The organism is Paracoccus sp. MC1854 (genome assembly GCF_014164635.1).
Taxonomy (GTDB): domain Bacteria; phylum Pseudomonadota; class Alphaproteobacteria; order Rhodobacterales; family Rhodobacteraceae; genus Paracoccus.
This window is the reverse complement of the sequence record NZ_JACJFU010000002.1, coordinates 76,072-99,250: the sequence shown is the minus strand read 5'-3', so window position 1 is coordinate 99,250 and position 23,179 is coordinate 76,072. Positions and strand designations below refer to the sequence as shown.

Annotated in this window: 23 protein-coding genes and 2 pseudogenes; 17 read left to right on the top strand and 8 right to left on the bottom strand. The window is 67.4% G+C overall.

Going from position 1 to position 23,179, the window contains the following annotated elements:
- Positions 1 to 2: 2 nt before the first annotated feature.
- From cyoE to H5395_RS02465, 10 genes are all read left to right on the top strand, one after another.
- Positions 3 to 935 (top strand): heme o synthase, encoded by a 933-nt coding sequence (gene cyoE, locus H5395_RS02510; protein ID WP_234450787.1) that lies wholly within the window; start codon positions 3 to 5, stop codon positions 933 to 935.
- Positions 935 to 1,201 (top strand): hypothetical protein, encoded by a 267-nt coding sequence (locus H5395_RS02505; protein WP_182790960.1) that lies wholly within the window; start codon positions 935 to 937, stop codon positions 1,199 to 1,201. Before cyoE ends, H5395_RS02505 begins: the two co-directional genes overlap by 1 nt.
- A complete protein-coding gene (locus H5395_RS02500) occupies positions 1,198 to 1,779 on the top strand; it encodes a cytochrome c oxidase assembly protein (protein WP_182790959.1) in 582 nt (193 codons plus the stop codon). The genes H5395_RS02505 and H5395_RS02500 overlap by 4 nt, the downstream gene beginning before the upstream one ends.
- Before the next feature lie 33 nt (positions 1,780 to 1,812).
- Positions 1,813 to 2,631, top strand: coding sequence for a cytochrome c oxidase subunit 3 (locus H5395_RS02495; RefSeq protein ID WP_182791103.1), 819 nt, complete (start codon positions 1,813 to 1,815; stop codon positions 2,629 to 2,631).
- A 91-nt stretch (positions 2,632 to 2,722) separates the two neighbouring features.
- Positions 2,723 to 3,397, top strand: a complete 675-nt coding sequence (locus H5395_RS02490) for an SURF1 family protein (protein WP_182790958.1) — start codon at positions 2,723 to 2,725, stop codon at positions 3,395 to 3,397.
- A gap of 10 nt (positions 3,398 to 3,407) precedes the next feature.
- Entirely contained in the window at positions 3,408 to 4,796 is a 1,389-nt protein-coding gene (gene thrC / locus H5395_RS02485; protein WP_182790957.1) for a threonine synthase, read from the top strand.
- Complete coding sequence (locus H5395_RS02480) at positions 4,793 to 6,058, top strand: pitrilysin family protein (RefSeq protein ID WP_182790956.1); 1,266 nt, start codon at positions 4,793 to 4,795, stop codon at positions 6,056 to 6,058. The genes thrC and H5395_RS02480 overlap by 4 nt, the downstream gene beginning before the upstream one ends.
- Positions 6,058 to 6,642 (top strand): GNAT family N-acetyltransferase, encoded by a 585-nt coding sequence (locus tag H5395_RS02475; RefSeq protein ID WP_182790955.1) that lies wholly within the window; start codon positions 6,058 to 6,060, stop codon positions 6,640 to 6,642. Before H5395_RS02480 ends, H5395_RS02475 begins: the two co-directional genes overlap by 1 nt.
- Positions 6,643 to 6,735: 93 nt before the next feature.
- Positions 6,736 to 8,130 (top strand): FAD-binding oxidoreductase, encoded by a 1,395-nt coding sequence (locus tag H5395_RS02470; protein ID WP_182790954.1) that lies wholly within the window; start codon positions 6,736 to 6,738, stop codon positions 8,128 to 8,130.
- Between the two features lie 93 nt (positions 8,131 to 8,223).
- Positions 8,224 to 8,676 (top strand): PACE efflux transporter, encoded by a 453-nt coding sequence (locus H5395_RS02465; protein ID WP_182790953.1) that lies wholly within the window; start codon positions 8,224 to 8,226, stop codon positions 8,674 to 8,676.
- On the opposite strand, the gene H5395_RS02460 is transcribed toward H5395_RS02465, so the two are convergent.
- Positions 8,646 to 9,185, bottom strand: a complete 540-nt coding sequence (locus H5395_RS02460; protein ID WP_182790952.1) for an adenine phosphoribosyltransferase — start codon at positions 9,183 to 9,185, stop codon at positions 8,646 to 8,648. The genes H5395_RS02465 and H5395_RS02460 overlap by 31 nt on opposite strands.
- Positions 9,182 to 9,781 (bottom strand): flavin reductase family protein, encoded by a 600-nt coding sequence (locus tag H5395_RS02455; protein WP_182790951.1) that lies wholly within the window; start codon positions 9,779 to 9,781, stop codon positions 9,182 to 9,184. Before H5395_RS02455 ends, H5395_RS02460 begins: the two co-directional genes overlap by 4 nt.
- A gap of 134 nt (positions 9,782 to 9,915) precedes the next feature.
- Between H5395_RS02455 and H5395_RS02450 the strand changes: the two are divergent.
- Together H5395_RS02450 and H5395_RS02445 are read left to right on the top strand one after the other, a co-directional pair.
- Positions 9,916 to 10,398, top strand: a pseudogene (locus H5395_RS02450) (GNAT family N-acetyltransferase); the annotation flags it as partial.
- Positions 10,399 to 10,495: 97 nt separating this feature from the next.
- Positions 10,496 to 11,308 (top strand): EcsC family protein, encoded by an 813-nt coding sequence (locus tag H5395_RS02445; protein ID WP_182790949.1) that lies wholly within the window; start codon positions 10,496 to 10,498, stop codon positions 11,306 to 11,308.
- A 60-nt stretch (positions 11,309 to 11,368) separates the two neighbouring features.
- On the opposite strand, the gene H5395_RS02440 is transcribed toward H5395_RS02445, so the two are convergent.
- Positions 11,369 to 12,919: an ATP-dependent RecD-like DNA helicase gene (locus H5395_RS02440; protein ID WP_182790948.1), complete on the bottom strand. Its 1,551-nt coding sequence runs from the start codon at positions 12,917 to 12,919 to the stop codon at positions 11,369 to 11,371.
- Between the two features lie 135 nt (positions 12,920 to 13,054).
- On the opposite strand from H5395_RS02440, the gene H5395_RS02435 reads away from it, so the two are divergent.
- Together H5395_RS02435 and H5395_RS02430 are read left to right on the top strand one after the other, a co-directional pair.
- Positions 13,055 to 13,363 (top strand): hypothetical protein, encoded by a 309-nt coding sequence (locus H5395_RS02435; protein ID WP_182790947.1) that lies wholly within the window; start codon positions 13,055 to 13,057, stop codon positions 13,361 to 13,363.
- 71 nt (positions 13,364 to 13,434) lie between these two features.
- Positions 13,435 to 13,992, top strand: coding sequence for a lipocalin family protein (locus H5395_RS02430; RefSeq protein ID WP_182790946.1), 558 nt, complete (start codon positions 13,435 to 13,437; stop codon positions 13,990 to 13,992).
- Positions 13,993 to 14,072: 80 nt separating this feature from the next.
- Here H5395_RS02430 and H5395_RS02425 read toward each other — a convergent pair whose 3' ends face one another.
- Both H5395_RS02425 and ccrA read right to left on the bottom strand, forming a co-directional pair.
- Positions 14,073 to 14,960 (bottom strand): FRG domain-containing protein, encoded by an 888-nt coding sequence (locus H5395_RS02425; RefSeq protein WP_182790945.1) that lies wholly within the window; start codon positions 14,958 to 14,960, stop codon positions 14,073 to 14,075.
- On the bottom strand, positions 14,953 to 16,245 hold the full coding sequence (ccrA, locus tag H5395_RS02420) for a crotonyl-CoA carboxylase/reductase (RefSeq protein WP_182791102.1): 1,293 nt from the start codon (positions 16,243 to 16,245) through the stop codon (positions 14,953 to 14,955). Before ccrA ends, H5395_RS02425 begins: the two co-directional genes overlap by 8 nt.
- A gap of 231 nt (positions 16,246 to 16,476) precedes the next feature.
- Between ccrA and H5395_RS02415 the strand changes: the two are divergent.
- A pseudogene (locus H5395_RS02415) lies at positions 16,477 to 18,441 on the top strand (methylmalonyl-CoA mutase family protein); the annotation flags it as partial.
- Between the two features lie 79 nt (positions 18,442 to 18,520).
- Here the strand turns inward: H5395_RS02415 and H5395_RS02410 are convergent.
- Complete coding sequence (locus H5395_RS02410) at positions 18,521 to 19,045, bottom strand: fasciclin domain-containing protein (RefSeq protein WP_182790943.1); 525 nt, start codon at positions 19,043 to 19,045, stop codon at positions 18,521 to 18,523.
- Positions 19,046 to 19,226: 181 nt separating this feature from the next.
- Here H5395_RS02410 and H5395_RS02405 point away from each other — a divergent pair, with 181 nt between their 5' ends.
- Positions 19,227 to 20,003 carry an HpcH/HpaI aldolase/citrate lyase family protein gene (locus H5395_RS02405; RefSeq protein ID WP_182790942.1) on the top strand — a complete coding sequence of 259 codons (777 nt, stop codon included), beginning with the start codon at positions 19,227 to 19,229 and terminating at the stop codon, positions 20,001 to 20,003.
- A gap of 3 nt (positions 20,004 to 20,006) precedes the next feature.
- On the opposite strand, the gene H5395_RS02400 is transcribed toward H5395_RS02405, so the two are convergent.
- Together H5395_RS02400 and H5395_RS02395 are read right to left on the bottom strand one after the other, a co-directional pair.
- Positions 20,007 to 20,588, bottom strand: a complete 582-nt coding sequence (locus H5395_RS02400) for a peroxidase-related enzyme (protein WP_182790941.1) — start codon at positions 20,586 to 20,588, stop codon at positions 20,007 to 20,009.
- Between the two features lie 62 nt (positions 20,589 to 20,650).
- Complete coding sequence (locus tag H5395_RS02395; protein ID WP_182790940.1) at positions 20,651 to 21,352, bottom strand: hypothetical protein; 702 nt, start codon at positions 21,350 to 21,352, stop codon at positions 20,651 to 20,653.
- Between the two features lie 270 nt (positions 21,353 to 21,622).
- Here H5395_RS02395 and ffh point away from each other — a divergent pair, with 270 nt between their 5' ends.
- Complete coding sequence (gene ffh / locus H5395_RS02390; RefSeq protein ID WP_182790939.1) at positions 21,623 to 23,119, top strand: signal recognition particle protein; 1,497 nt, start codon at positions 21,623 to 21,625, stop codon at positions 23,117 to 23,119.
- The last annotated feature ends 60 nt before the right edge of the window (positions 23,120 to 23,179 follow it).

The window sequence follows — 23,179 nt, the reverse complement described above, 5'->3', positions numbered from 1 at the left end:
GCGTGACGGACATCCGTTCATACGAGGCCCATGGCCTGTCCGCAGGGGGCGAGGGCGAGTTCGGCGACTATGTCGCCCTGCTGAAGCCCCGCGTCATGTCGCTGGTGGTCTTCACCGCCTTTGTCGGGCTTTACGTGGCGCCGGTGTCGGTGAACCCGGTCGTGGCTTTCGCCTCGATCCTGTTCATCGCGCTGGGGGGCGGCGCGTCCGGCGCGCTGAACATGTGGTATGACGCCGACATCGACGCGGTGATGAACCGCACCCGCAAGCGCCCGGTCCCCGCGGGCCGCGTGACGGCGGGCGAGGCGTTGAGCCTCGGGCTGTTCCTGTCGGGCCTTGCGGTGCTGATGCTGGGGCTTGCGGCCAACTGGTTCGCGGCCGCCTTCCTGGCCTTCACGATCTTCTTCTATGCCGTGATCTACACGGTGTTCCTCAAGCGCTCGACGCCGCAGAACATCGTGATCGGCGGTGCGGCGGGGGCCTTCCCGCCGATGATCGGCTGGGCCTGCGCCACGGGCGGGATCGCGGTCGAATCGGTTCTGATGTTCGCGCTGATCTTCTTCTGGACACCGCCGCATTTCTGGGCGCTGGCGCTGTTCATGAAGGAGGACTACCACAAGGCCGGCGTGCCGATGCTGACAGTGACGCATGGCCGCGCGGCCACGCGCCGCCACATCTTCGGCTATACGCTGGTGCTGGCGCCCTTCGCCGTCGCGCTGGGGCTGACCTCCATCGGCGGGCCGGTCTACATGGCGGTGGCGCTGGTGCTGAACGCCCTGTTCATCCACGGCGGCTGGCAGATCCTGCGCCGGAGCGAGGAAAGGGCGCAGGCCGACGGCTATCGCGTCGAGAAGAGCTTCTTCCGGCTGTCGCTGTACTATCTTGCACTGCATTTCGCCGCGCTGGCGCTGCAGGCCACGGTGGGGACATGGTGATGGGAATTCGTGCGGAACATGAACTGCACCGCCGCCGCAGCGGGCGCAATCTTGGCCTTGGCATCGTGCTGGTGCTGTTCGTGACGCTGGTTTTTGCCCTGTCCATCGTCAAGGTGCAGCAGGGCGGCATGATCCAGGGCTTCGACCATCGCCCCGCTGCACCTGCGCCGACCTCGCTGCCCGGACCTGCCGCGAACCCCGTTGCCGTGCCCGGCACGCCGGGGGCGGACCTGCCTAACGCGCAACCCGCGCCGGTGCGGCCATGAGCACGCATCCCGACGCCAACAAGCGGGTGGTCTGGCGGCTGCTGGCGGTCGTCGTGACCATGGGTGCGCTGGCCTGGGTGGCGGTGCCGTTCTATTCCTGGTTCTGCCAGGTGACGGGCTTCGCCGGCACCACGCAGGTGGCCACGCAGGAATCCGACCGGGTGCTGGACCGCACCATCCGCGTGCGCTTCGACGCCAATGTCATGTCGGACCTCGGCTGGACCTTCCGCCCGATGCAGACCGAGATGACGGTGCGTCTGGGCGAGACGGCCATGGCCTATTACGAGGCCGTCAACACCTCGGACGAAACCGTCACGGGCAGCGCCACCTACAACGTCGCCCCCTCGGACGCCGGATACTACTTCGAGAAGATCGAATGCTTCTGCTTCACCGAGCAGACGCTCGCCCCCGGCGAGCGGATCGAGATGCCGCTGACCTTCTTCGTCAGCCCCGACATGCTGGACAACCGCGACGCGGCCCATATCCGCGACATCACGCTCAGCTACACCTTCTTCCGCCAGGACGCGCAGAAATCGGCCCGGGCCGAGACCGGCGCCATGGCGACCGCCCTGAACTGACCGCACATGACGACGCAGAGAGAGCCCGCCATCATGGCCCACGCCAAGAACCACGATTATCACATCCTGCCGCCATCCCTGTGGCCGTTCCTGTCCGCGGTCGGCGCGTTCATCATGCTGACCGGCGGCGTCTTCTGGATGAAGGGCATGGGCGTGCTGGGCCTGCCCGAATGGGCGGTCTTCGCCGTCGGCTTCCTGCTGGTGATCTACACCATGTACGGCTGGTGGGCGGACGTCACGCATGAGGGCAACACCGGCGACCATACCCCCGTCGTGCAGATCGGCCTGCGCTACGGCATCATCCTGTTCATCATCTCCGAGGTGATGTTCTTCGTCGCCTGGTTCTGGGCCTTCTTCAAGCACGCGCTTTACCCGATGGGCGAGATGAGCCCGATTGTGGACGGCGTCTGGCCGCCCGAAGGCATCCAGACCTTCGACCCCTGGCATCTGCCCTTCATCAACACGCTGATCCTGCTGCTGTCGGGCTGCGCCGTGACCTGGGCGCACCATGCGCTGGTCCATGACAACGACCGCAAGACGGTGATCCGAGGCCTGATCGTGGCGGTGATCCTGGGCGTCGCCTTCACCGCCCTGCAGGCCTATGAATACAGCCATGCGGCCTTCGGCCTGGCGGACACGGCCTATGGCGGCGTCTTCTACATGGCGACCGGCTTCCACGGCTTCCACGTCGTCATCGGGACGATCTTCCTCTTCGTCTGCCTGATCCGCTTCATCCGCGGCGACATGACCCAGCACCAGCATGTCGGCTTCGAGGCTGCCGCCTGGTACTGGCACTTCGTTGACGTGGTCTGGTTGTTCCTGTTCGCCGCCATCTACGTCTGGGGCCGCTGATCCCCATTCACAGCCAAGCAGGCGCGCGGGCAGGTCCCGCGCGCCTTTGCCGTTCAGGGGGCTGATGCCCCATCCGCTCAGGGCACCTTCGATGCTGCGCCGCCTGCTTCTGCTGCTGATTCCGGGGATCGCCCTGACCGCCGTGCTGGCCTCGCTGGGCGTCTGGCAGTTGCAGCGGATGGAATGGAAGGCCCAGCAGCTCGCCGCCATCCAGACCGGGATCGAGCAGCCGCCGGTTCCTTTGCCTGCCACCATTGACCCGTCGCTGCGCTACCTGCCGGTGGTGGTAGAGGGCCGCACCACTGGCGAGGAGATCCTCGTCCTTTCGCACACGAAAGAGCAAGGCGGGGGCTACAACATCGTCTCGGCCTTCGAGACCGCGGACGGCCGCCGGATCATGGTGGACCGTGGCTATGTTCCGCAGGACGACCGCCATGCCGCACGCCCGCCTGTGCCGTTGACGGTCGCAGGCAACCTGCACTGGCCGGACGAGAAAGGCGGATCGACTCCCGAACCCGACGTTGCCGCCAACATCTGGTTCGCCCGCGAAGTGCCGCGGATGGCCGCGCATCTGGGGACCGAGCCGGTGCTGGTCGTCGCCAGCGCCGTGCAGGGCGACGCGCAGGGAGTAATGCCGATCCCGCTCGACATCGGCGGCATCCCGAACAACCACCTCTCCTATGCGGTGCAGTGGTTTCTGTTCGCCCTGATCTGCTTCGGGATGACAATGGCGCTGGCCTGGCGTATCCGGCGACGGACCGACTGAAGGGAAGACGATGCGCTATATCTCGACCCGCGGGCAGGCGCCCGTGCTGCCCTTTGCCGAGGCGATGATGACCGGCCTCGCCCGTGACGGCGGGCTGTATGTCCCCGAGACCATCCCGCAGATGGACGCGGCGGAGATCGCGGCGCTGGAAGGCGTCAGCTACGAGGAAGCCGCCTTCCGCGTCATGCGGCCCTTCGTGGCGGAAAGCTTTTCCGAGGACGAGTTGCGCCAGGCCATTCGCCGCGCCTATCAGGGCTTTGGCCACGCCGCCCGCGCGCCGCTGGTCCAGCTTGCGCCGGGCCATCACCTGCTGGAACTGTTCCACGGGCCGACGCTGGCCTTCAAGGACTTCGCCATGCAGTTGATCGGGCAGTTGTTCCAGATCGCGCTGGCCCGCGAAGGCCGCCGCATCACCATCGTCGGCGCGACCTCCGGCGACACCGGCTCGGCCGCCATCGAGGCGTTCCGCGGGTTGCCGAACGTCGATGTCTTCATCCTCTACCCGCATGGCCGGGTCAGCGAGGTGCAGCGGCGTCAGATGACCACGCCCGACGAGGCCAATGTCCATGCGCTGGCCATCGACGGCACCTTCGACGACGCGCAGGCGCGGCTGAAGGACCTGTTCAACGACCACGACTTCCGCGACGGCGTGGGGCTGGCGGGCGTCAACTCGATCAACTGGGCGCGGGTGCTGGCGCAGGTGGTCTATTTCTTCACCAGCGCGGTCAGCCTGGGGGCGCCGCACCGCCCGGTCAGCTTCACCGTGCCGACCGGCAACTTCGGTGACATCTTCGCGGGCACCATCGCCAAGGAGATGGGCCTGCCGGTGGATCGCCTCGTGATCGCCACCAACCAGAACGACATCCTCGACCGCGCCATGCGCAGCGGCACCTACGAGGTGGGCCGGGTCGAGCCGTCCGTGTCGCCCTCGATGGACATCCAGGTCAGCTCCAACTTCGAACGCGCGCTGTTCTATGCGCTGAACGGCGATGGCGCGGCCGTTGCGCAACTGATGCAGGAACTGAAAGGGGGCAGCTTCAGCGTCCCGCAAGGCGCGCTGCAGCACCTGCGCGAGATCTACAACTCGGGCCGGGTGTCGGAACCCGAGACGCTCGCCACCATCGCCCGCGTCCGCGCCAAGACGGGCGAGGTCGTCTGCCCCCACACCGCCGTCGGCATCAGGGTCGCGGATGACCACCGCAAGCCCGGCGTCCCGATGATCACGCTGGCGACCGCCCATCCGGCCAAGTTCCCCGATGCCGTGGAACAGGCCGTCGGCATCCGGCCCCCGCTGCCGCCGCACATGGGCCGCCTCTTCGACCTGCCCGAGCGTGTCACTCGGGTTGAAAACGACAACGAGGCGCTTAAGTCCTTGATCCTAGAACGGAGAATGGCTTGAACGACGTCCAGATCACCACCCTTCCGAACGGCCTGCGGGTCGCCACCCGCCTGATGCCGGGCCTGCATTCCGCCAGCGTCGGCATCTGGGTCAATGCAGGCGGCCGCGACGAACGCGCCGAGCAGAACGGCATCGCGCATTTCCTGGAACACATGGCCTTCAAGGGCACCGCCCGCCGGTCGGCCCTGCAGATCGCCGAGGCCATTGAGGACGTGGGCGGCTATATCAACGCCTATACCTCGCGCGACGTGACTGCCTATTACGCCCGCGTGCTGTCGGGCGACGTGGGCTTGGCCTTGGACGTGATCGGCGACATCGTTCTGAACCCGACCTTCGACCCGCGCGAGATCGAGGTCGAGCGCGGCGTGATCCTGTCGGAAATCGGCCAAAGCCTCGATACGCCCGACGACGTGATCTTCGACTGGCTGCAGGAGGCGGCTTATCCCGGCCAGCCCATGGGCCGCACGATCCTCGGTCCTGCCGAGCGTGTCTCGGGCTTTTCCCGCGACGACCTCGCGGGCTTCGTGGCCGAGCATTACGGTCCCGGCCAGATGATCGTGGCCGCTGCCGGCGCGGTCGATCACGAGGCGCTGGTGCGGCAGGCCGAGGACATCTTCGGTCATCTCAAGCCGCTTGTCGGCGTCACCCGCGAAGGCGCTGTCTGGCAGGGCAGCGAGGCCCGCCGCGTCAAGAAGCTGGAACAGGCGCATTTCGCCCTGGCCTTCGAGGGGCCGGGCTTCCGGGACCCCGACTTCTACGCCGCGCAGATCTGGACCAATGCGCTGGGGGGCGGGATGTCCTCGCGCCTGTTCCAGAAGATCCGCGAGGAGCGGGGGCTGTGTTATTCCATCTTCGCGCAGTCGGGCTTCCACGACGACACCGGGATGGTGACGATCTATGCGGGCACCTCGGGCGATCAGGTGGCTGACCTTGCGCATCTGACGGTGGACGAGATCCGCCGCTCCGCCGGGGATCTGGGCGAAGCCGAGGTCGCGCGCGCCAAGGCGCAGCTCAAGGCCGGGCTGCTGATGGGTCTGGAAAGCCCCTCGGGGCAGGCGGAACGCATTGCCCGGGCACTGTCGATCTGGGGCCGGGTGCCCGATGCCGAGGAGGTCGCACGGCGCATCGACGCCGTGACCGCCGGTGACGTGCGCGACCACGCGCAGCGGATGATCGCGCGGGCGCAGCCGGCGCTGGCGCTGTATGGTCCCGTCCGCAAGGCCCCCGCGCGAGAGGCCTTGGCCCTTCGGCTCGCCGCCTGATGTTCTGGCGGCGCCATGCGCCCCGGCTGGAAACCGAGCGCATGGTGCTGCGCCTGCCCGGACATGGCGACTTCACCGCCTGGACCGGCCTCAGGGCCGAAAGCCGGGCCTTCCTGACCCCGTGGGAACCCGTCTGGCACGCCGACCACCTGTCGCGCCGCGCCTTCACCAACCGCGTCTACTGGGCCGCACGGGCGAGCCGCAGCGGCACCTCGCTGCCGCTGTTCCTGACCCGCCGCGATGACGGCGAGTTGCTGGGCGCGATCACGCTGGACGGCATCCGCCGCGGCCCGGCGCAGATGGGAACGCTGGGCTACTGGATCGGCGCGCCCTTTGCCCGGCAGGGCTACATGCGCGAGGCGATCGGGGCGGTCGTCGGCCATGCCTTCAGTTCGATGGACCTCAGCCGGATCGAGGCCGCCTGCCTGCCCGAGAACACCGCCAGCCGGGGCGTGCTGGAGCAATGCGGCTTCAAGTATGAAGGGGTCGCGCAGTCCTATCTGCAGATCAACGGGCGCTGGCGGAACCACGTCCTTTATTCCTATCTGCGCCCCGACCGGCGCGGGCGGACCGAGGCGGGATAGGGCGCATGGGGGCGCTGCCCCCGCCACTCTGCGAGTGTGAATGGGGCCCCACCCCCATTCACCCCCCGGGATATTTGGGCAAAGGAGAACTGCATGCTGAACCCCGCCGATGATCGCCTGGTCGCCGCCCTGCCGGCAGGCGTCGTCCGCCCGCTGGAGCCGCGGCATCTGGACGAGCCGCGCGGCTATTTCGCCGGGCAGGGCGGGCTGCTGGCGGCGCCGCGCACCGTCGAGGAGGTCGCGGCCATCGTCCGCGCCTGCGCGGAGGCACGGGTGGCGGTGCTGCCGCGCGGGGGCGGGACCGGGCTGGTCGCGGGTGCGGTGATGCCCGACGGGGTTCCACCGCTGGTTTTGTCGCTGGAACGCATGACCACGATCCGCGATGTCTGGCCGGACGAGGATGCGCTGGTGGCGGAGGCGGGCGTCACTCTGCAGCAGGTGCAGGAGGCCGCAGCGGCTGCGGGCCGTCAGTTCCCGCTGTCGCTGGCAAGCCAGGGCACGGCGCAGATCGGCGGCGTGTTGGCCGCGAACGCAGGCGGCACGGGTGTCCTGCGCTGGGGCAATGCGCGTGCGCTCTGCCTCGGGATCGAGGCGGTGATGCCGGACGGGTCCATCCTGCGCGACCTCAAGCGGCTGCGGAAGGACAACACCGGCTATTCCCTGCGGGATCTGCTGATCGGGGCCGAGGGCACGCTGGGGATCATCACGGCGGCGGCGCTGAAGCTCGCGCCGCGTCCGGCGGCGATGGCGACCGCGATGCTGGAAGTGCCCGACCCGCAGGCCGCGCTGCAACTGCTGTCGCTGGCGCAGGAGATGATGGCGGGCTGCGTGACCACCTTTGAACTGATCTCGGGTCAGGGCCTCGCCTTCGTGGCCGAGACGCTGCCCGAAATCCGCCAGCCCCTGCCCGGCGCCCCCTGGTCGGTGCTGCTGGAACTGTCGCTTCCCAAGGGAATGGACCCCGAGGCGGCGGTGGAAGACCTGCTGGGCCGGGCGATGGAGGAAGGCCTTGTCCTTGACGGCGCCATTGCCCAGTCCGGCCAGCAGGCCGCCGAGTTCTGGAACCTGCGCGAGCATTTGCCCGAGGCGAACCGCCGCATCGGCGCGATTTCCTCGCATGACATCAGCCTGCCCCTGTCGGAAATCCCGCGCTTCATCGCGGACGCGGGCGCGATGATCGCGGGGATGGGCGATCTCAGGATCAACTGCTTCGGGCACCTGGGCGACGGCAACCTGCATTACAACGTCTTCCCCGGTCCCGGCCGCACCCGCGCCGATTACGCCGACCTGCGCTTCCGGCTGCCCGAGGCGATCTACGGGATGGTCGTGGAACGCGGCGGCTCCTTCTCGGCGGAACACGGGGTCGGGCGGCTGAAGGTCGCGGATCTCGAACGCTGGGGCGACCCGGTGAAGCTGTCGTCCATGCGGGCGATCAAGGCCGCGCTGGACCCGCAGGGCATCATGAACCCCGGCGCGGTGCTGAGTTGATCCCCATCACCGCCCGGCCTATATCGGACGGCGAAGGACGACCTTCCCCATCATGGGCAGCGCTCGGGACGGCCCGCAAAGGAACCGATCCCCATGCGCACCACCGCCGACCGTATCCGCCACGCCATCCTGTTCGAAGTGATCGGCCTCATCTTTCTGATCGGAGGCGGCGCGCTGCTGACCGGCTTCGACGTCCAGGCCCTTGGCGTGATCGGCGTTGTCTCGTCGCTGGTGGCGACGGCTTGGGTCTTCGTCTACAACTGGATGTTCGACCGCGCGATGCTGCGGCTGCGCGGCAGCGTGGTGAAGACCCATCCGATCCGGGCGCTGCACGCGCTGCTGTTTGAACTGGGCCTGCTGGTCATCCTGCTGCCCTTCATCGCCTGGATGCTGGGGGGGACGCTGTGGCAGGCATTCCTGTTCGACATCGGGATCGTGATCTTCTACCTGATCTACGGCTACGCCTTCAACTGGGCCTATGACCGGATCTTCCCCTTGCCCGAGATGCGCGCGGCTCAGACCCCCTCGAACTCGCAAAGAGCGTGAACCTCGACGCCCATGGCCTCGATCACCTGCCGTCCGCCCAATTCGGGCAGGTCGATGACGAAGGCCGCACCCACGACCTCGGCCCCTAAGCGGCGGCACAGCTCGATGGCGGCGCTGGCGGTGCCGCCGGTGGCCAGCAGGTCGTCCACGATCAGCACCCGCTCGCCTGCACGCAGCGCGTCGTCGTGGATCTCCATCACCGCCTCGCCGTATTCCAGCGCATAGGCCTGGCTGATGACCGCGCCGGGCAGCTTGCCCTTTTTCCTGATCGGCACGAAGCCGGTGGTCAGTTGATGCGCCACCGCCCCGCCGAGGATGAAGCCGCGCGCCTCAAGCCCCACGACCTTGTCGATGGGGATGCCCGCGTAAGGGGACAGCAACTGGTCCACGCAGATGCGGAAGCCGCGGGCGTCGGCGAACAGCGTCGTCACGTCGCGGAACAGGATCCCCTCGTGCGGGAAATCCACGATGGTGCGGATGTAATCCTTGACGCTTTTCTGCCGGTTCATGCCGGACGCTCCATCTCGAACAACTCGGTGACGACCGCGTAATCGCGGTAGCCCATTCGCGAAAGCCAGCCCGAGCGGGTCAGGTCGAACCGCCCGTCCACCAGGCAGTCGTCGCGCAGGTGGATGCCGGTGACGACGCCCAGCACCATGTGGTTCGACTCGCCCGCCAGCCGGATGATCCGGGTCGCGCGGCATTCAAGGCTCGCCGCCGCTTCCGCCACGCGCGGGCACTCGATGGTCTCGCAGGGGACGGCGGTCAGGCCCGCCGCCTTGAACTCGCTTGTCCCGGCGGGCAGGTGGGCCGAACTCGCGTTCATCGCTTCTTTCAGCGGCGCGTCGGCGATGTTGACGCAGAAGACGCGGCTTTCGGCGATCTGCGCCACGCTGTCCTTGGTGCCGGGTCGGTCCCCCTTGGCGCCGGTCGAGGCGAACATCACCTGCGGCGGAACGTAGGCCGTGGCGTTGAAGAAGGAATAGGGCGCGAGGTTATCCCCCTGCCGCCCGCGGGTTGAAATCCAGCCGATGGGCCGCGGCGCGATGATGGCGTTGAAGGGGTTGTGCGGCAGGCCGTGGCCCGCCTCGGGTCGATAGAACATGGCCGGGCCCTTGCTGCTGTGGCGCGGCCATATGAACACGCCCGCCGCCATGGGCAACCGCTTGCACGGCTTTGTTTCTTTCACCCCCCGTGGGTCGATGCTAAGGCCGCGGCGACTGGCGGCGATGAGGTCCGATGTACACGCTGTGCCCCGAATCCGCCGCCGACACCCCCGAGGTCGAGACGCTGCTGGACCTGTGTTTTGGGCCCGGCCGCACGGCGCTGTCCTCCTACCGACTGCGCGACGGCGTGCCCCCGGTGCCCGAGCTTTGCCTGACCATGCGGGCAGGCGACCCGGACGAATCGATGGTCGCCGCCATCCGCTACTGGCCCGTCCGAGTAGGCGGCCGCCCCGTCCTGCTGCTCGGCCCGGTTGCCGTCCATCCGACCGCGCAGGGCGAGGGGCTCGGCGCCTTCCTGATGCGCGAAAGCCTGTCCCGCGCCGCCGCGATGGGCTGGGAACGCGTGATGCTGGTCGGCGACGCGCCCTATTACGGCCGCTTCGGTTTCCGCAAGCTCGACCACGTCGAGATGCCGCCCCCCACCAACCCCGACCGGGTGCTGGGGCTGGAACTTCGCCCCGGCGCATGGGTTGGTGTGCGGGGCGCGGTGACGCGCGAGACCCGGCCCGAGGTGCTGGCGGGGCTTGCCGAAATCGACGACCCCGATCTGCTCTCCTCCTGTTCCGAGGTTGAGGTTACGAAGGACGATTCCCATGCCCGCGACCAGCATCACCTCGCGCCAAGCCATTCTGCCGCCGATCGATGACCCTTTGGTCCATGTCCAGATCGACAAGCTCGCTCGCCGCTATGTCGAGGCGGGCGGGTTGGTCATGGAGATGCTCGCCTCGGTCGGGGGCAGCGCGCAGGGACTGATCGACCGGCTGCCGGGCTTTGTCCGCAAGCGGATGGACCGGATCACGCTGGCGGCGCTGAACCGCGCCTTTGACGCGGCCACGCAATCGCGCCGCTATGTCCGCGACCGGGGCGACTGGTTCAACCGGCTGGCCTCGACCGTCTCGGGGGCAGCGGGCGGCATGGCGGGCCTGCCGGGCGCGGTGGTCGAACTGCCGCTGACGGTGACGATGCTCTTGCGCGCGATCCTCGAGATCGCCGCCGAGCATGGCCTCGATCCCGACAGCGACGAGGTGCGAATGGAGGCGCTGCGTGTCTTCGCCGCCGCCGGTCCCATGTCCGAGGACGACGGCACCGACCTCGGCCTGCTGGCCGCCAAGCTCTCGATCACCGGCCAGACCGTGCAGGGCCTCATCGCCCGCATCGCGCCGCGCCTGTCGCTGGTGCTCGGCCAGAAGCTCGCGGCGCAGGCCACGCCCGTCTTCGGCGCAATGGCCGGCGCCTCGATCAACTTCGCCTTCGCCGGCTACTATCAGGAAGTGGCCCGCGTCCATTTCGGCGTCCTGCGTCTTGCGCAGGAAACCGGCCTGCCCCGCGAGGCGCTGACCGAGCGTTTGCGCGACCGCATCGAGCAGCTTCAGGCAGACCGGGGCGCCAAGACCCGCAAGGCCTGACGCCAATCCGCATCTTTCGGCCCTAAATATCCCCGCCGGAGGCTCCGGCGGTGCAACCCTTCACTCCGCCTCGGACTCTGGGGCCGCCAGTTCCAAAGGCGCCGCTTCGACCGTCAGATCATCCACCGACAGCCCCACCCTGGGACGCGCCAAGGCCGCCCGCGTGACCCAGAACAGCCGCTCCTGCGCCCGCGTGATCGCCACATAGGCCAGCCGCTTCCACAAGGGCAGTCCCGCCTCGATCCGGTTCGACCAGGCGGCGGCGGAGAGATCGGGGCCGAAGACCTGCACCTCGGGCCATTGCGACCCCTGCGCCTTGTGGATCGTCACCGCCGCGCCATGCAGGAAGGTCGCGCCCATGCGGGCGGCGAAGGGGATGAAGGGCTCCTCGACATCCGGCGTCTCGATCTTGACGATGCTGGCCGCCGAAAGCCGCGGCTCGGGCGTGCCGATGACGTGCAGGCGCGAAAAGCCGGGCTTCTTGCCCGGTCCCAGATAGATCACCTGCGCGCCCTTGATGAGGCCGCGCGCCTCAAGGTCGATGCGCTTCTTGCGGTGCTTCAGCGGCAGTTCAAGCCCGTCACAGACCAGGGGTTCCCCCGGCAGCAGCAGATCGCCGGGCGCAGCGTGGGCGGCGCGGAAGGCGGTGATCAGCCGCACCCGCGTCGCGTTGCGCCAGACCAGTGCCGGGCTGCGGGCCATCAGGTCGGCGTCCATCCGTTCCGCCCAGACCACGCGCGGATCGCTGGCGGCAGCCTCGCGCACCAGCCGCTCGAACGCCGGGAAATCGACAGCCGGATCGGATAGCGCGTGTGCCAGATCAAGGATCGGGCTGTCGTCCGCCTGCCGGTGGATGCGGTGCAGTTCCAGCTTCTGGGACGCGGCCAACCGGTCGAAGACCATCTCGCCCGACTGCCCCACCGGGGCCAACTGCGCTGGATCGCCGAACAGGACCAGCAGCGGAAATATCTCGCGCAGGTCGTCGAACTGGCGCTCGTCCAGCATGGACGCCTCGTCGATCAGCCCCACGTCCAGCGGGTCCTCGCGCCGCTTCCACTCTTGGATGAAATCCGACCCCCGCAGCCCCGCCGTCGCCAGAGCGCCGGGGATGGACCCGTGCTGCTGGAAGAACAGCAGCGCCCGGTCCAGCGCCTCGTCGGTCAGCCCCTCGATCCGGGGGCGCTCGCCGGTGCCGGTCAGCCACTCGGCCAGCCGCTCGTATTCCGGGTCATAGACGGGCGTGTAAAGGATGCGGTGGATCGTCGTCGCGGGCACCCCGCGCGTGCGCAGCACGAAGGCCGCCTTGTTCGTCGGCGCCAGCACTGCGACGGTGCGGGCGTCCTTCTTCCGCTTGCCCTCGTAATCCCCGCTGACGACCTGCACGCCCAGCGCCGCCAGCGCGCGGGTCAGCTCCGCCAGCAGCAGCGTCTTGCCCGATCCCGCCTTGCCCAGCACCGCCATCACCCGGCCCTTGCCCCCCTGAGCGGGCGCCAGTTCCTCGGACAGAAGGTCGATGCCCGCGCTCGTCAGCGCCCCGGACAGCGCATCCCATGCCTCAGCCTGATCAGGCGAGAAGGCGGGCAGGGTGGGGGAGGCCGGGGAAAGTTCCATGCCGCATCCTAGCGGCACCGGCGGCGCACCGCCACGCCCGGCGGCAATTTTCGCCGCGACGGACCCAGCGCCGGGTCAGGGCGTTGAGCGGCTGAAGACGCCCCGCGCGCCGCCACCAACAGGAAAGGATATTCCATGAGATACCGGCATCATCACCGCCCCGACCCGCTGCTGCCGCTGCTCGCGCTGGCGGGGATCGCCGCGCTGGCCGTCTCGTTCCTGCGCGACAACCGGCCGCGCAGGTCGTCGTCCAGGCGCGTCCCCGATGGCATGGCGGCCATCCACCCCAAGGTGGCGGAAGGCACCGACGAACTCTGCGCCCCCGGATTCGTCCGCGATGCGGGACCAGAGTCGATGCGCGACCGCCCGCGCCGCGGCTGGGACCGCGTGGACGAGCAGGCGGACGAATCCTTTCCCGCCAGCGACCCGCCCGGCAACTACTGATCGTGATACCGCGTGTCTGAACGATGCGGGACCGCCCGCGTTGTCCCGCCACACCACACAGGAGACCCCAGATGAGATTCACCCTCGGCCTTGCCGCAACGCTGATGACGACCGCCCCCGCCTTCGCACAGGACGCCGGCACCACCGCCGCGACCGAGATCGACCCGCAGGCCTATATCGGCACCTGGTACGAGATCGCCCGCACCCCCGCCCCCTTCCAGGAGATGTGCGCGGGCGGCGTGACCGCGACCTACGAGCTGATCGATGAGGCCACCGTCAAGGTCACGAACCGCTGTGATGCCGAGGGTGGCGAGACTCAGGGCATCACCGGCGAGGCCGAGGTGGTGAACAACAACTTCAACACCCTGAACGTCTCGTTCTCGGTCGGTGAGGAAAGCCAGGGCGTGAACTATGTCGTGGCCGCCGCCAGCGACATCGAGGACGGGCAATACCAATGGGCGGCCGTGCAGTCGCCCGAAGGCCCGATCGGCTGGATTCTCGCGCGCGAGCCGCAGATCGACGCCGAGACCCGCCAGCAGGCCGAGGCGGCGCTGGCTGAAACGGGCCTCGACGTGTCGCAACTGACCGACACCGCGCAGCCGCCGCAGAGCTACCAGCCCGGCCAGTAATCCTTCACGGGAGAAGGCTGCAATGCCCAAGATCGGCGCCAAGATTCGCTGGCGCCGATCCTTATCTTGCGGTTATCGGATCAGATGCTTTCGACCTTCCACTTGCGCGCGATATGCCTAGCCACGTCTTCTAGGTCAGGGAACATGGTCCGGTGGTTTATGGCAAACAGTTCTAGTTCGCGGCGAAGGTCCGGCTTGGCCTCCTTTGGGATGATGGCTTCGGCCCTTGGGAATGTCGAACTGCCGCCGACCCTTTGGTAGGAATTGAGCCCCGACGCGATGAACGCCCCGCTTTGTGCAATGATGCGGCGATTGCTCTGCTTGGCCCTGACCAAGTAATAGGTCGTCAGATCCTTTGGTTCGACGCGATCCTCAAACGCCGGCTTTTCATCGCGCACGAAATGAAGCAGCCGGCGCATGGACTTGTGACTGCGGAACTTCTCTACCTCCGCCGGATCGTCGCTTTTGACCTGACTACAGGCATTGCGCAGATCCTCTCGTTCCTTGCTGGTGAGACGGGCGATGTTGCAGATCAGCGCAACCGAGTCGCTGTCGGGATATTTGATCCTGTCCGGGGCGAAGCCGAACATATACAATTGGCCATCCGTCCGGTCGTCGGTCCCAAGGCTGAAATAGGCCCCGACAAGCGGATTCATGGTCACATCCAGCAATCGTGTCGGCAGCGCGTAATGCTGCGCCCGTACCAGTTTTTCGAACATGGTGCGGTCCGACAGGAACGCATCGCTTGAATACAGCAGCAGTTCGCTGATGATGTTCTGTTCCGCGTCAGCGCGCAGGCTGCGCTGGACGGACGGCAGCAGCGAAAATGCGGCGTCCTCATGGCCGCGATAGCAAACCTCCCCTGCCTTTTCAAACAGGGGACAGCCTTTCACGTCCTTGACCCAAGCGATAAGGTCGCCAACGCTGCTGATCTGCCGGCGCTTGGGGACCGTTTCGGAGTCAGCCATTTTCCCTTGCTTCCAGCGCGTCCTCGAAGGTCCGCAGGCCCGTGCGCGGGGCCTGCACCAGCACCGCCATGTTGCCCGGCTTGTGTTCGTTGCGCAGCATCTTCACATGCGCCTGCGGGATCTCGGCCCAGGGGAAGACCTCGGACATGCAGGGGTCGAGCCGGCGTTCCAGCATCAGCCGGTTGGCCGCCGCCGCCTGCTTCAGATGGGCGAAGTGCGATCCCTGCAGGCGCTTCTGGTGCATCCACATGTAGCGCACGTCGAAGGTGCAGTTGAAGCCGGTGGTGCCGGCGCAGATCACCACCATGCCGCCCTTCTTGCAGACAAAGACCGACACCGGGAAGGTCGATTCGCCGGGATGTTCAAAGACGATGTCGACGTTCTGGCCCTTGCCGGTGATGTCCCAGATGGCCTTGCCGAACTTGCGGACCTCGTTGAACCAGTCCTTGTATTCCTCGGACCCGACCTTGGGCAGCGCGCCCCAGCAGTTGAAGTCCTTGCGGTTCAGGACGCCCTTGGCCCCAAGGCCCATGACGAACTCGCGCTTGTCCTCGTCCGAGATCACGCCGATGGCATTCGCCCCCGCTGCGTTGATCAACTGGATCGCATAGGACCCGAGGCCGCCCGAAGCCCCCCAGACCAGCACGTTCATGCCGGGCTTCAACTCATGCGGCTCGTGCCCGAACAGCATCCGGTAGGCCGTGGCCAGCGTCAGGGTGTAGCAGGCCGATTCCTCCCAGGTCAGGTGCTTGGGGCGCGGCATCAGTTGCTGGGCCTGGACGCGGGTGAACTGGGCGAAGCTGCCGTCCGGCGTCTCGTAGCCCCAGATGCGCTGGGTGGGGGAATACATCGGGTCGCCGCCGTTGCATTCCTCGTCGTTGCCGTCGTCCTGGTTGCAATGGATGACGACCTCGTCGCCCACCTTCCAGTTGCGGACCTTGTCGCCGACCGCCCAGACGATCCCCGAGGCGTCGGACCCCGCGATGTGATAAGGCTGCTTGTGGACGTCGAACATGCTGATCGGAACGCCAAGACCAGCCCAGATGCCGTTGTAGTTGACGCCTGCCGCCATCACCAGGACCAGCACCTCGTTGCTGTCGATGGTGGGGGTGTCGACGACCTCAAGCTGCATGGCCTGGTCTGGTTCGCCCTGGCGTTCGCGACGGATCGCCCAGGCATACATCTGTTTCGGCGCATGGCCGAGGGGCGGCATCTCGCCGATTTCGTACAGGTCCTTGATCGGCGCGTCGTAGGGGGCGATCGCGGACGGGGCGTCCAGGGCCATCATGATCTCCTCGCGTTCATGCCGCAGCGCAGAAGCCGGGCTTGCGAGTCGAGTGCTATGCGCGGCCAAGCAACATTGCAATAGATGCAGCGGAAAGTGACGCAACAATATGTCTGGCAGGCGAAACAATCTTTCAGGGCCTGCGTTAGCCTTGTGCCGCACTGCGGCGAGTTGACGGCGCAGCATCCTGTCCCTTAACTCGCCCCAAGCGACAGATTCTTTCATAAGGGGCGCCGCATGGCCCAGAAGGACAAACCCTGGCTGTTCCGCACCTATGCCGGCCATTCCACCGCCGCCAAGTCGAACGAGCTATACCGCAACAACCTGTCCAAGGGGCAGACCGGCCTGTCGGTGGCCTTCGACCTGCCCACCCAGACGGGCTATGACAGCGACCACGTGCTGGCGCGGGGCGAGGTCGGCAAGGTCGGCGTCCCCGTCGGCCATCTGGGGGACATGCGGGCGCTGTTCGACGCCATTCCGCTGGAACAGATGAACACCTCGATGACGATCAACGCCACCGCCCCGTGGCTGCTGTCGCTCTATGTCGCGGTTGCCGAGGAACAGGGGGCGGACGTGTCCAAGCTTCAGGGGACCGTCCAGAACGACATCATCAAGGAATACCTGTCGCGCGGCACCTATATCTGCCCGCCCAAGCCGTCGCTGCGGATGATCACGGATGTTGCGGCCTATACGGCGCAGCACCTGCCCAAGTGGAACCCGATGAACGTCTGTTCCTATCACCTGCAGGAAGCCGGGGCGACGCCGGAACAGGAACTCGCCTATGCGCTGGCGACGGGGATCGCGGTGCTGGACGACCTCAAGGGCAAGGTCGCGCCCGCGGATTTCCCGGCGATGGTCGGCCGCATCAGCTTCTTCGTGAACGCGGGCATCCGCTTTGTCACCGAACTCTGCAAGATGCGCGCCTTCACCGAGCTTTGGGACGAGATCTGCCGCGACCGCTACGGCATCGAGGAGGAGAAATACCGCCGCTTCCGCTATGGCGTGCAGGTGAATAGCCTCGGCCTGACGGAACAGCAGCCGGAAAACAACGTCTACCGCATCCTGATCGAGATGCTGGCCGTCACGCTGTCCAAGAACGCCCGCGCCCGCGCGGTCCAGCTTCCGGCGTGGAACGAGGCGCTGGGCCTGCCGCGCCCCTGGGACCAGCAATGGTCGCTGAGGATGCAGCAGATCATGGCCTATGAAACCGACCTGCTGGAATACGGCGATCTCTTCGACGGCAATCCGGCCGTCGCGGCCAAGGTCGAGGAACTCAAGGACGGAGCCCGCGCGGAACTGAAGCTGCTGGACGAAATGGGCGGCGCCATCGCCGCCATCGACTACATGAAGGGGCGGCTGGTCGAATCGAACGCCGCGCGGCTGAACCGGGTCGAGGACGGCGAGACGGTCGTGGTCGGCGTGAACCGCTGGCAGCAGGGCGAGCCCTCGCCGCTGACCGCAGGCGACGGCGGCATCATGGTCGTCGATCCGGCGGTGGAACAGGACCAGATCGCCCGGCTGAACCAATGGCGGCAGGATCGCGACACTGCGGCCGTCGAGGCCGCCCTGTCGCGCCTGCGCGAAGACGCGCAGGCCGGCCGCAACGTCATGCCCGCCTCCATCGCCGCGGCGAAGGCAGGCGCGACAACCGGCGAATGGGCAGGCGTCATGCGGCAGGTCCACGGCGAATACCGCGGCCCGACCGGCGTATCCCCGAACCCCTCCAACCGCACCGAGGGGCTGGAGCCGATCCGCGAGGCGGTGGACGCCGTCAGCACCCGCCTCGGACGCCGGATGAAGTTCGTGGTCGGCAAGCCCGGTCTCGACGGCCATTCCAACGGGGCCGAGCAGATCGCCTTCCGTGCAAGGGACTGCGGCATCGACATCACCTATGACGGCATCCGCCTGACGCCGGAACAGATCGTGGCCGCCGCCCGCGAACAGGACGCCCATGTGGTCGGCCTCTCGATCCTCTCGGGCAGCCACCTGCCGCTGGTCCGCGACGTGATGGACCGGATGCGGGCGGCGGGTCTGGGCCACATCCCGGTGATCGTCGGCGGCATCATCCCCGACGACGACGCCAAGCGGCTGGCCGAGATGGGCGTGACCCGCGTCTACACCCCCAAGGACTTCGAGCTGAACCGGATCATGATGGACCTGGTCGCGCTGGTCGACCCTGAGGCGCAGGCGGCCTGACCGCCATGAAAAAAGGGGGCGCGAGAGGCGCCCCCTGAGTTGCCGGGTCGGCAGGCTTCCCGGACAGCGGAAGTTCCGGTCACGAGGCCGGCAGCAGCACCCCGTCGATGACATGGACGACGCCGTTCCCGGCCTCAAGGTCGGCCGTCGCCACGGTGGCCGAAGTGCCGCCGGGGCTGGCAATCGTCACGGTGCCGCCCGATTCCGTGGCCGTCAGGCTGCAGCCGCCCAGCGCGGGGACCGTGGCCGTGCCGTTCCCGTTGGCGATCATCTGCGCCACGTCGGCGGCCATGGCCTTGGCCTCGACGACGTGGCAGCCCAGCACGGCAACAAGCTGGTCCTTGTTCTCGGGCTTGAGCAGGTCATCCAGCGCGCCCGCGGGCAGCGCCGCGAAGGCCGCGTTCGTCGGCGCGAAGACGGTGAAGGGACCGGCGCCCTGCAGCGTCTCGGCAAGTCCGGCAGCGGTCACGGCCTGCACCAGCGTGGTGTGATCGGGCGACCCTACCGCGACATCGACAACGGTCGCCGGGGCGGTCTGGGCAAAGGCCACGCTTGCACCAAGGGCGAAAAGGGCGGCAGCGGCGGAAGTTCTTGCGAAGGTCATCGGGCTGTCTCCTGGGATGGATTGTTACAGGTGTTACAGGATAGTGCCGACCAACTCTGCACGCTCACATTTGTTGCCATCACTTGCGCGTGAACCCCGCGCCGCCCGGCCGCCCCGGCCACCCGCTTGCACAAGCGCCGCGCCTTCCCCACTCTGCCCCCGCACAGACCGGAGCCTGCACATGCCCGCCCCCGAGAACCGCTTCAAATCCCGCCTTGCGGCCGGAGAGACCCTGATCGGCGCCTGGGTCGGGCTGGCCGACGCCTATGCCGCCGAGATCACCGCCACCGCCGGCTTCGACTGGCTGCTGATCGACGGGGAACACGCGCCGAACGACCTCCGCTCGATCCTCGCGCAACTGCGGGTGGTCGAGGCGTCCGGCAGCGCCCCCGTGGTGCGCCTGCCGATGGGAGAGACCTGGGCGATCAAGCAGGCGCTCGACATCGGCGCTCAGTCGCTGCTGATCCCCATGGTCGAAAGCGCCGCGCAGGCCGTGCAACTGGTCCGCGCCACCCGTTATGCGCCGAACGGCAACCGCGGGGTGGGGGCGGCGCTGGCGCGGGCCTCGGGCTTTTCCGCGATCCCGGACTACCTTGCCACGGCGGATGCGCAGATCTGGCTGGGGGTGCAGGTGGAAACCCGCGCGGGCCTTGCCGCCCTGGACGGGATCCTGACAGTCGAGGGCGTGGACGGCGTCTTTATCGGCCCCTCGGACCTTGCCGCCGACATGGGCTTTCCGGGCCAGTTGGACCACCCCGAGGTGCAGCAGGCGGTCCGCGCCGCGCTCCGGGTGATCGCTGCTTCGGGCAAGGCGCCCGGCATCCTCTGGACCGACGAGGCGAATGCGCGGAACGCCGTGGCCGACGGCGCCCGCTTTGTCGCGACCGCCATCGACGTCACCACCTATGCCACCGCGATCCGCGATGCGGCCGCGCGCGGGCTGGCGCTGAAGCCGTAAGATTCAGCCCTGCTTCGGCAGCCGCCCCAGCAGGAAGAACTCGTCGTTCGGGGGGATGTCGGCCATGTTCACCAGCCGGTTCGACATCCCGAAGAAGGCGGTGATCGCGCCGATGTCCCAGATCTCGTCGGGGGTGAAGCCCGCCTCGATCATGTCCTCGTAATCGTCCTGGGTGATATTGTCGGCATCCGTCGCCACAAGTTCAGCGTAATACAGCATGGCATAGTGCCGCTCGCTCAGGCCCGCCTTGCGCCAGTTGATCGCAACCTTGTCCGCGATCATCGGGTCACGCGCCCGGATGCGCAGGATCGCCCCATGGGCCACCACGCAATACTGGCAGCGGTTCAGCCCCGAGGTGGCAACCACGATCATCTCGCGCTCGGCCTTCGACAGCCCCTCGTCCTTTTCCATCAGCGCGTCGTGATAGGCGAAGAAGGCGCGGAACTCGGCCGGGCGATGGGCCAGCGCAAGGAAGATGTTGGGCACGAAGCCCGACTTCTCCTGCACGGCGCGGATCATCTCCTGAATGTCGGGCGGAAGGCTGCGCAGGTTGGGAATGTCGAAGCGGCTGATGGCTTGGGTCATGGTCGGTCCCTTGATGTTCGTCCGGGCTTACCATGACCGCCCCCTTCGGCAAAAGCCGCGGGTCAGGAGACCCCGGTCATCTGCCGATATCGCAGAATCCCGCCCAGCAGGATCAGGACGCCCAGACCCTCGAAAGCCTCCTCGGCGCCGCTGACCAGCGCGTAGGAGATGCTGTCCTCAAGCCCGTCGTCCCACAGCTTGCCGCCGATCATCTCGATCCCGACCGCGCCCGCGACAAAGACGACGCCTGCGGCGATCATCCACCGGCGGGTCGATGCGGGCAGCCGTCCAAGGAACGGCAGCACCAGCAACCCGCCCAGCGCGACCACCGCGATCGCCGGGACCACCCAGGCGAACCTGAGAAAACCGCCCCATTGGAAATGGTCATGCAGCCGCACGGCGACGGCCTCGTGGATCATCAGCAGCTCGTCGGCCGACACCGCCAGCACCGCCAGCCCGACGCCGATCCAGCCCCAGCGCAGGATGCGGTCGGACGGCGGGGTGCGAAGCCCGAGGTCCAGCATCAGAAGCCCCGCAACCCCCAGCGCCAGCACCGAGAACCAGGTGTAAAGGCTGCTTTCCTCGTTCGGGTCCAGAAGGCGGGGCAGGGGCGCAGGCCAGGGTCCGGACAGCGTCTGCAGCAGGTGCAGGCACAGAAGCACCGCCCAGATCCCATAGGCCGCCGTCAGCAGGGGCGCATGGAGCCGCGACGAACCGGCCCCCCAAGCCGCCGCGCCATTCACAGTCACATTCGGCCACGCCATGTGCAAACCCGATCCCATCGTTAACAGAACAAACATTTTATCGTTAACAGATTGTCATGATTCTGTCGCACGAGGAAGCGCCGCATCGGCAAGGTGCTGCCGGTCGGCTTTCCAGCCCGGCGGTTGACTCGGGCGCTTGTCTGGCGTAACGGGGTTCCACGCCCGGAAGCTCTGCCTTCCGGTCCCCGATCTTGCGCGGGGATCGACCCCCGTCAGCGCGTTGCGCCCACGGGGGCCGTCCTGTTTTCGTCGCTGCCACGGAGGCCGCCGATGTTCGAGAGCCTGTCAGACCGCCTCGGCGGAGTCTTCGACCGCCTGACCAGGCAGGGCGCGCTGTCCGAGGATGACGTCACCGCCGCCATGCGCGAGGTACGCCAGGCGCTGCTGGACGCCGACGTCTCGCTGCCGGTGGTGCGCAGCTTCGTCCGCGCTGTCACGCAGAAGGCCACGGGCGCCAATGTCACCAAGTCGGTCAGCCCCGGCCAGCAGGTCGTCAAGATCGTCCATGACGAGCTGATCCGCACCCTGCAGGGCGAGGATGCGCCCGAGACGCTGAAGATCGACGTGCCCCCTGCGCCGATCCTGATGGTCGGCTTGCAGGGGTCCGGCAAGACCACCACCACTGCCAAGCTGGCGAAACGGCTCAAGGACCGCGAGAAGAAGCGCGTCCTGATGGCTTCGCTGGACACCAACCGACCCGCGGCGATGGAGCAGTTGGCGATCCTCGGCAGCCAGGTCGGCGTCGATACCCTGCCGATCATCAAGGGCGAGAACGCGGTCCAGATCGCCAAGCGCGCGAAACAGCAGGCGACGCTGGGCGGCTATGACGTCTACATGCTCGACACCGCGGGCCGCCTGCACATCGACGACGTGCTGATGGACGAGGTGCAGGCCGTCCGCGACGTGGCGAACCCGCGCGAGACGCTGCTGGTCGTCGATGGCCTGACCGGCCAGGACGCCGTGAACGTCGCGACCGAGTTCGACGCCAAGCTCGGCGTCTCGGGCGTGGTCCTGACCCGGATGGACGGCGACGGGCGCGGCGGTGCTGCGCTGTCGATGCGCCAGATCACCGGCAAGCCCATCCGCTTCGTCGGCGTCGGCGAAAAGATGGACGCGCTGGAAAGCTTCGACGCGGAACGTGTCGCGGGCCGCATCCTCGGCATGGGCGACATCGTGGCCCTGGTCGAGAAGGCCCAGCAGGTGCTGGAGGTCGAGCAGGCAGAGCGCATGATGAAGCGCTTTGCCAAGGGCCTGTTCAACATGAACGACCTGAGGAACCAGCTTGAGCAGATGCAGAAGATGGGCGGGATGCAGTCCATCATGGGCATGATGCCGGGCATGGGGAAGATGGCGAAGCAGGCCGAAACCGCGGGCATCGACGACACCATGCTGCGCCGCCAGGTCGCGCTGATCAATTCGATGACCAAGAAGGAACGCGCCAACCCCGATCTGCTGCAGGCCAGCCGCAAGAAGCGGATCGCCGCGGGCGCGGGGATGGAGGTGGCGGAACTGAACAAGCTGCTGAAGATGCAGCGCCAGATGGCCGACACGATGAAGAAGGTCAGCAAGATGGGCAAGGGCGCGATGATGAAGCAGGCCATGCGCGCCATGTCCGGCAAGGGCGGCGGGCTGCCCGATCTGGGCGACGTCGATCCGGCCAAGATGGCCGAGGCCACGAAGATGCTGCAGGACCAGAAGGGCCTTGGCGGCCAGTTGGGCGGGATGAACCTGCCCGGCGGGCTTTCGGGGCTGTTCGGCAAGAAATGACGGCGCTGACCGGCATCCCGGTGACTGGGACCGGGCGGTTCATACCGTCCGTGCATCGCC

What these genes read in the sequence shown, in the direction of transcription:
- H5395_RS02435 (WP_182790947.1), top strand. Translation starts at nt 13,055, where the DNA reads ATGAGATACCGGCATCATCACCGCCCCGACCCGCTGCTGCCGCTGCTC.
- H5395_RS02405 (WP_182790942.1), top strand. Translation starts at nt 19,227, where the DNA reads ATGCCCGCCCCCGAGAACCGCTTCAAATCCCGCCTTGCGGCCGGAGAG.
- H5395_RS02410 (WP_182790943.1), bottom strand. Translation starts at nt 19,045, where the DNA reads ATGACCTTCGCAAGAACTTCCGCCGCTGCCGCCCTTTTCGCCCTTGGT.
- H5395_RS02490 (WP_182790958.1), top strand. Translation starts at nt 2,723, where the DNA reads ATGCTGCGCCGCCTGCTTCTGCTGCTGATTCCGGGGATCGCCCTGACC.
- H5395_RS02465 (WP_182790953.1), top strand. Translation starts at nt 8,224, where the DNA reads ATGCGCACCACCGCCGACCGTATCCGCCACGCCATCCTGTTCGAAGTG.
- thrC (WP_182790957.1), top strand. Translation starts at nt 3,408, where the DNA reads ATGCGCTATATCTCGACCCGCGGGCAGGCGCCCGTGCTGCCCTTTGCC.
- H5395_RS02445 (WP_182790949.1), top strand. Translation starts at nt 10,496, where the DNA reads ATGCCCGCGACCAGCATCACCTCGCGCCAAGCCATTCTGCCGCCGATC.
- H5395_RS02495 (WP_182791103.1), top strand. Translation starts at nt 1,813, where the DNA reads ATGGCCCACGCCAAGAACCACGATTATCACATCCTGCCGCCATCCCTG.
- ffh (WP_182790939.1), top strand. Translation starts at nt 21,623, where the DNA reads ATGTTCGAGAGCCTGTCAGACCGCCTCGGCGGAGTCTTCGACCGCCTG.
- H5395_RS02400 (WP_182790941.1), bottom strand. Translation starts at nt 20,588, where the DNA reads ATGACCCAAGCCATCAGCCGCTTCGACATTCCCAACCTGCGCAGCCTT.
- H5395_RS02395 (WP_182790940.1), bottom strand. Translation starts at nt 21,352, where the DNA reads ATGGCGTGGCCGAATGTGACTGTGAATGGCGCGGCGGCTTGGGGGGCC.
- H5395_RS02500 (WP_182790959.1), top strand. Translation starts at nt 1,198, where the DNA reads ATGAGCACGCATCCCGACGCCAACAAGCGGGTGGTCTGGCGGCTGCTG.
- ccrA (WP_182791102.1), bottom strand. Translation starts at nt 16,245, where the DNA reads ATGGCCCTGGACGCCCCGTCCGCGATCGCCCCCTACGACGCGCCGATC.
- H5395_RS02505 (WP_182790960.1), top strand. Translation starts at nt 935, where the DNA reads ATGGGAATTCGTGCGGAACATGAACTGCACCGCCGCCGCAGCGGGCGC.
- H5395_RS02470 (WP_182790954.1), top strand. Translation starts at nt 6,736, where the DNA reads ATGCTGAACCCCGCCGATGATCGCCTGGTCGCCGCCCTGCCGGCAGGC.
- H5395_RS02455 (WP_182790951.1), bottom strand. Translation starts at nt 9,781, where the DNA reads ATGTTCTATCGACCCGAGGCGGGCCACGGCCTGCCGCACAACCCCTTC.
- H5395_RS02475 (WP_182790955.1), top strand. Translation starts at nt 6,058, where the DNA reads ATGTTCTGGCGGCGCCATGCGCCCCGGCTGGAAACCGAGCGCATGGTG.
- H5395_RS02440 (WP_182790948.1), bottom strand. Translation starts at nt 12,919, where the DNA reads ATGGAACTTTCCCCGGCCTCCCCCACCCTGCCCGCCTTCTCGCCTGAT.
- H5395_RS02460 (WP_182790952.1), bottom strand. Translation starts at nt 9,185, where the DNA reads ATGAACCGGCAGAAAAGCGTCAAGGATTACATCCGCACCATCGTGGAT.
- H5395_RS02425 (WP_182790945.1), bottom strand. Translation starts at nt 14,960, where the DNA reads ATGGCTGACTCCGAAACGGTCCCCAAGCGCCGGCAGATCAGCAGCGTT.
- H5395_RS02430 (WP_182790946.1), top strand. Translation starts at nt 13,435, where the DNA reads ATGAGATTCACCCTCGGCCTTGCCGCAACGCTGATGACGACCGCCCCC.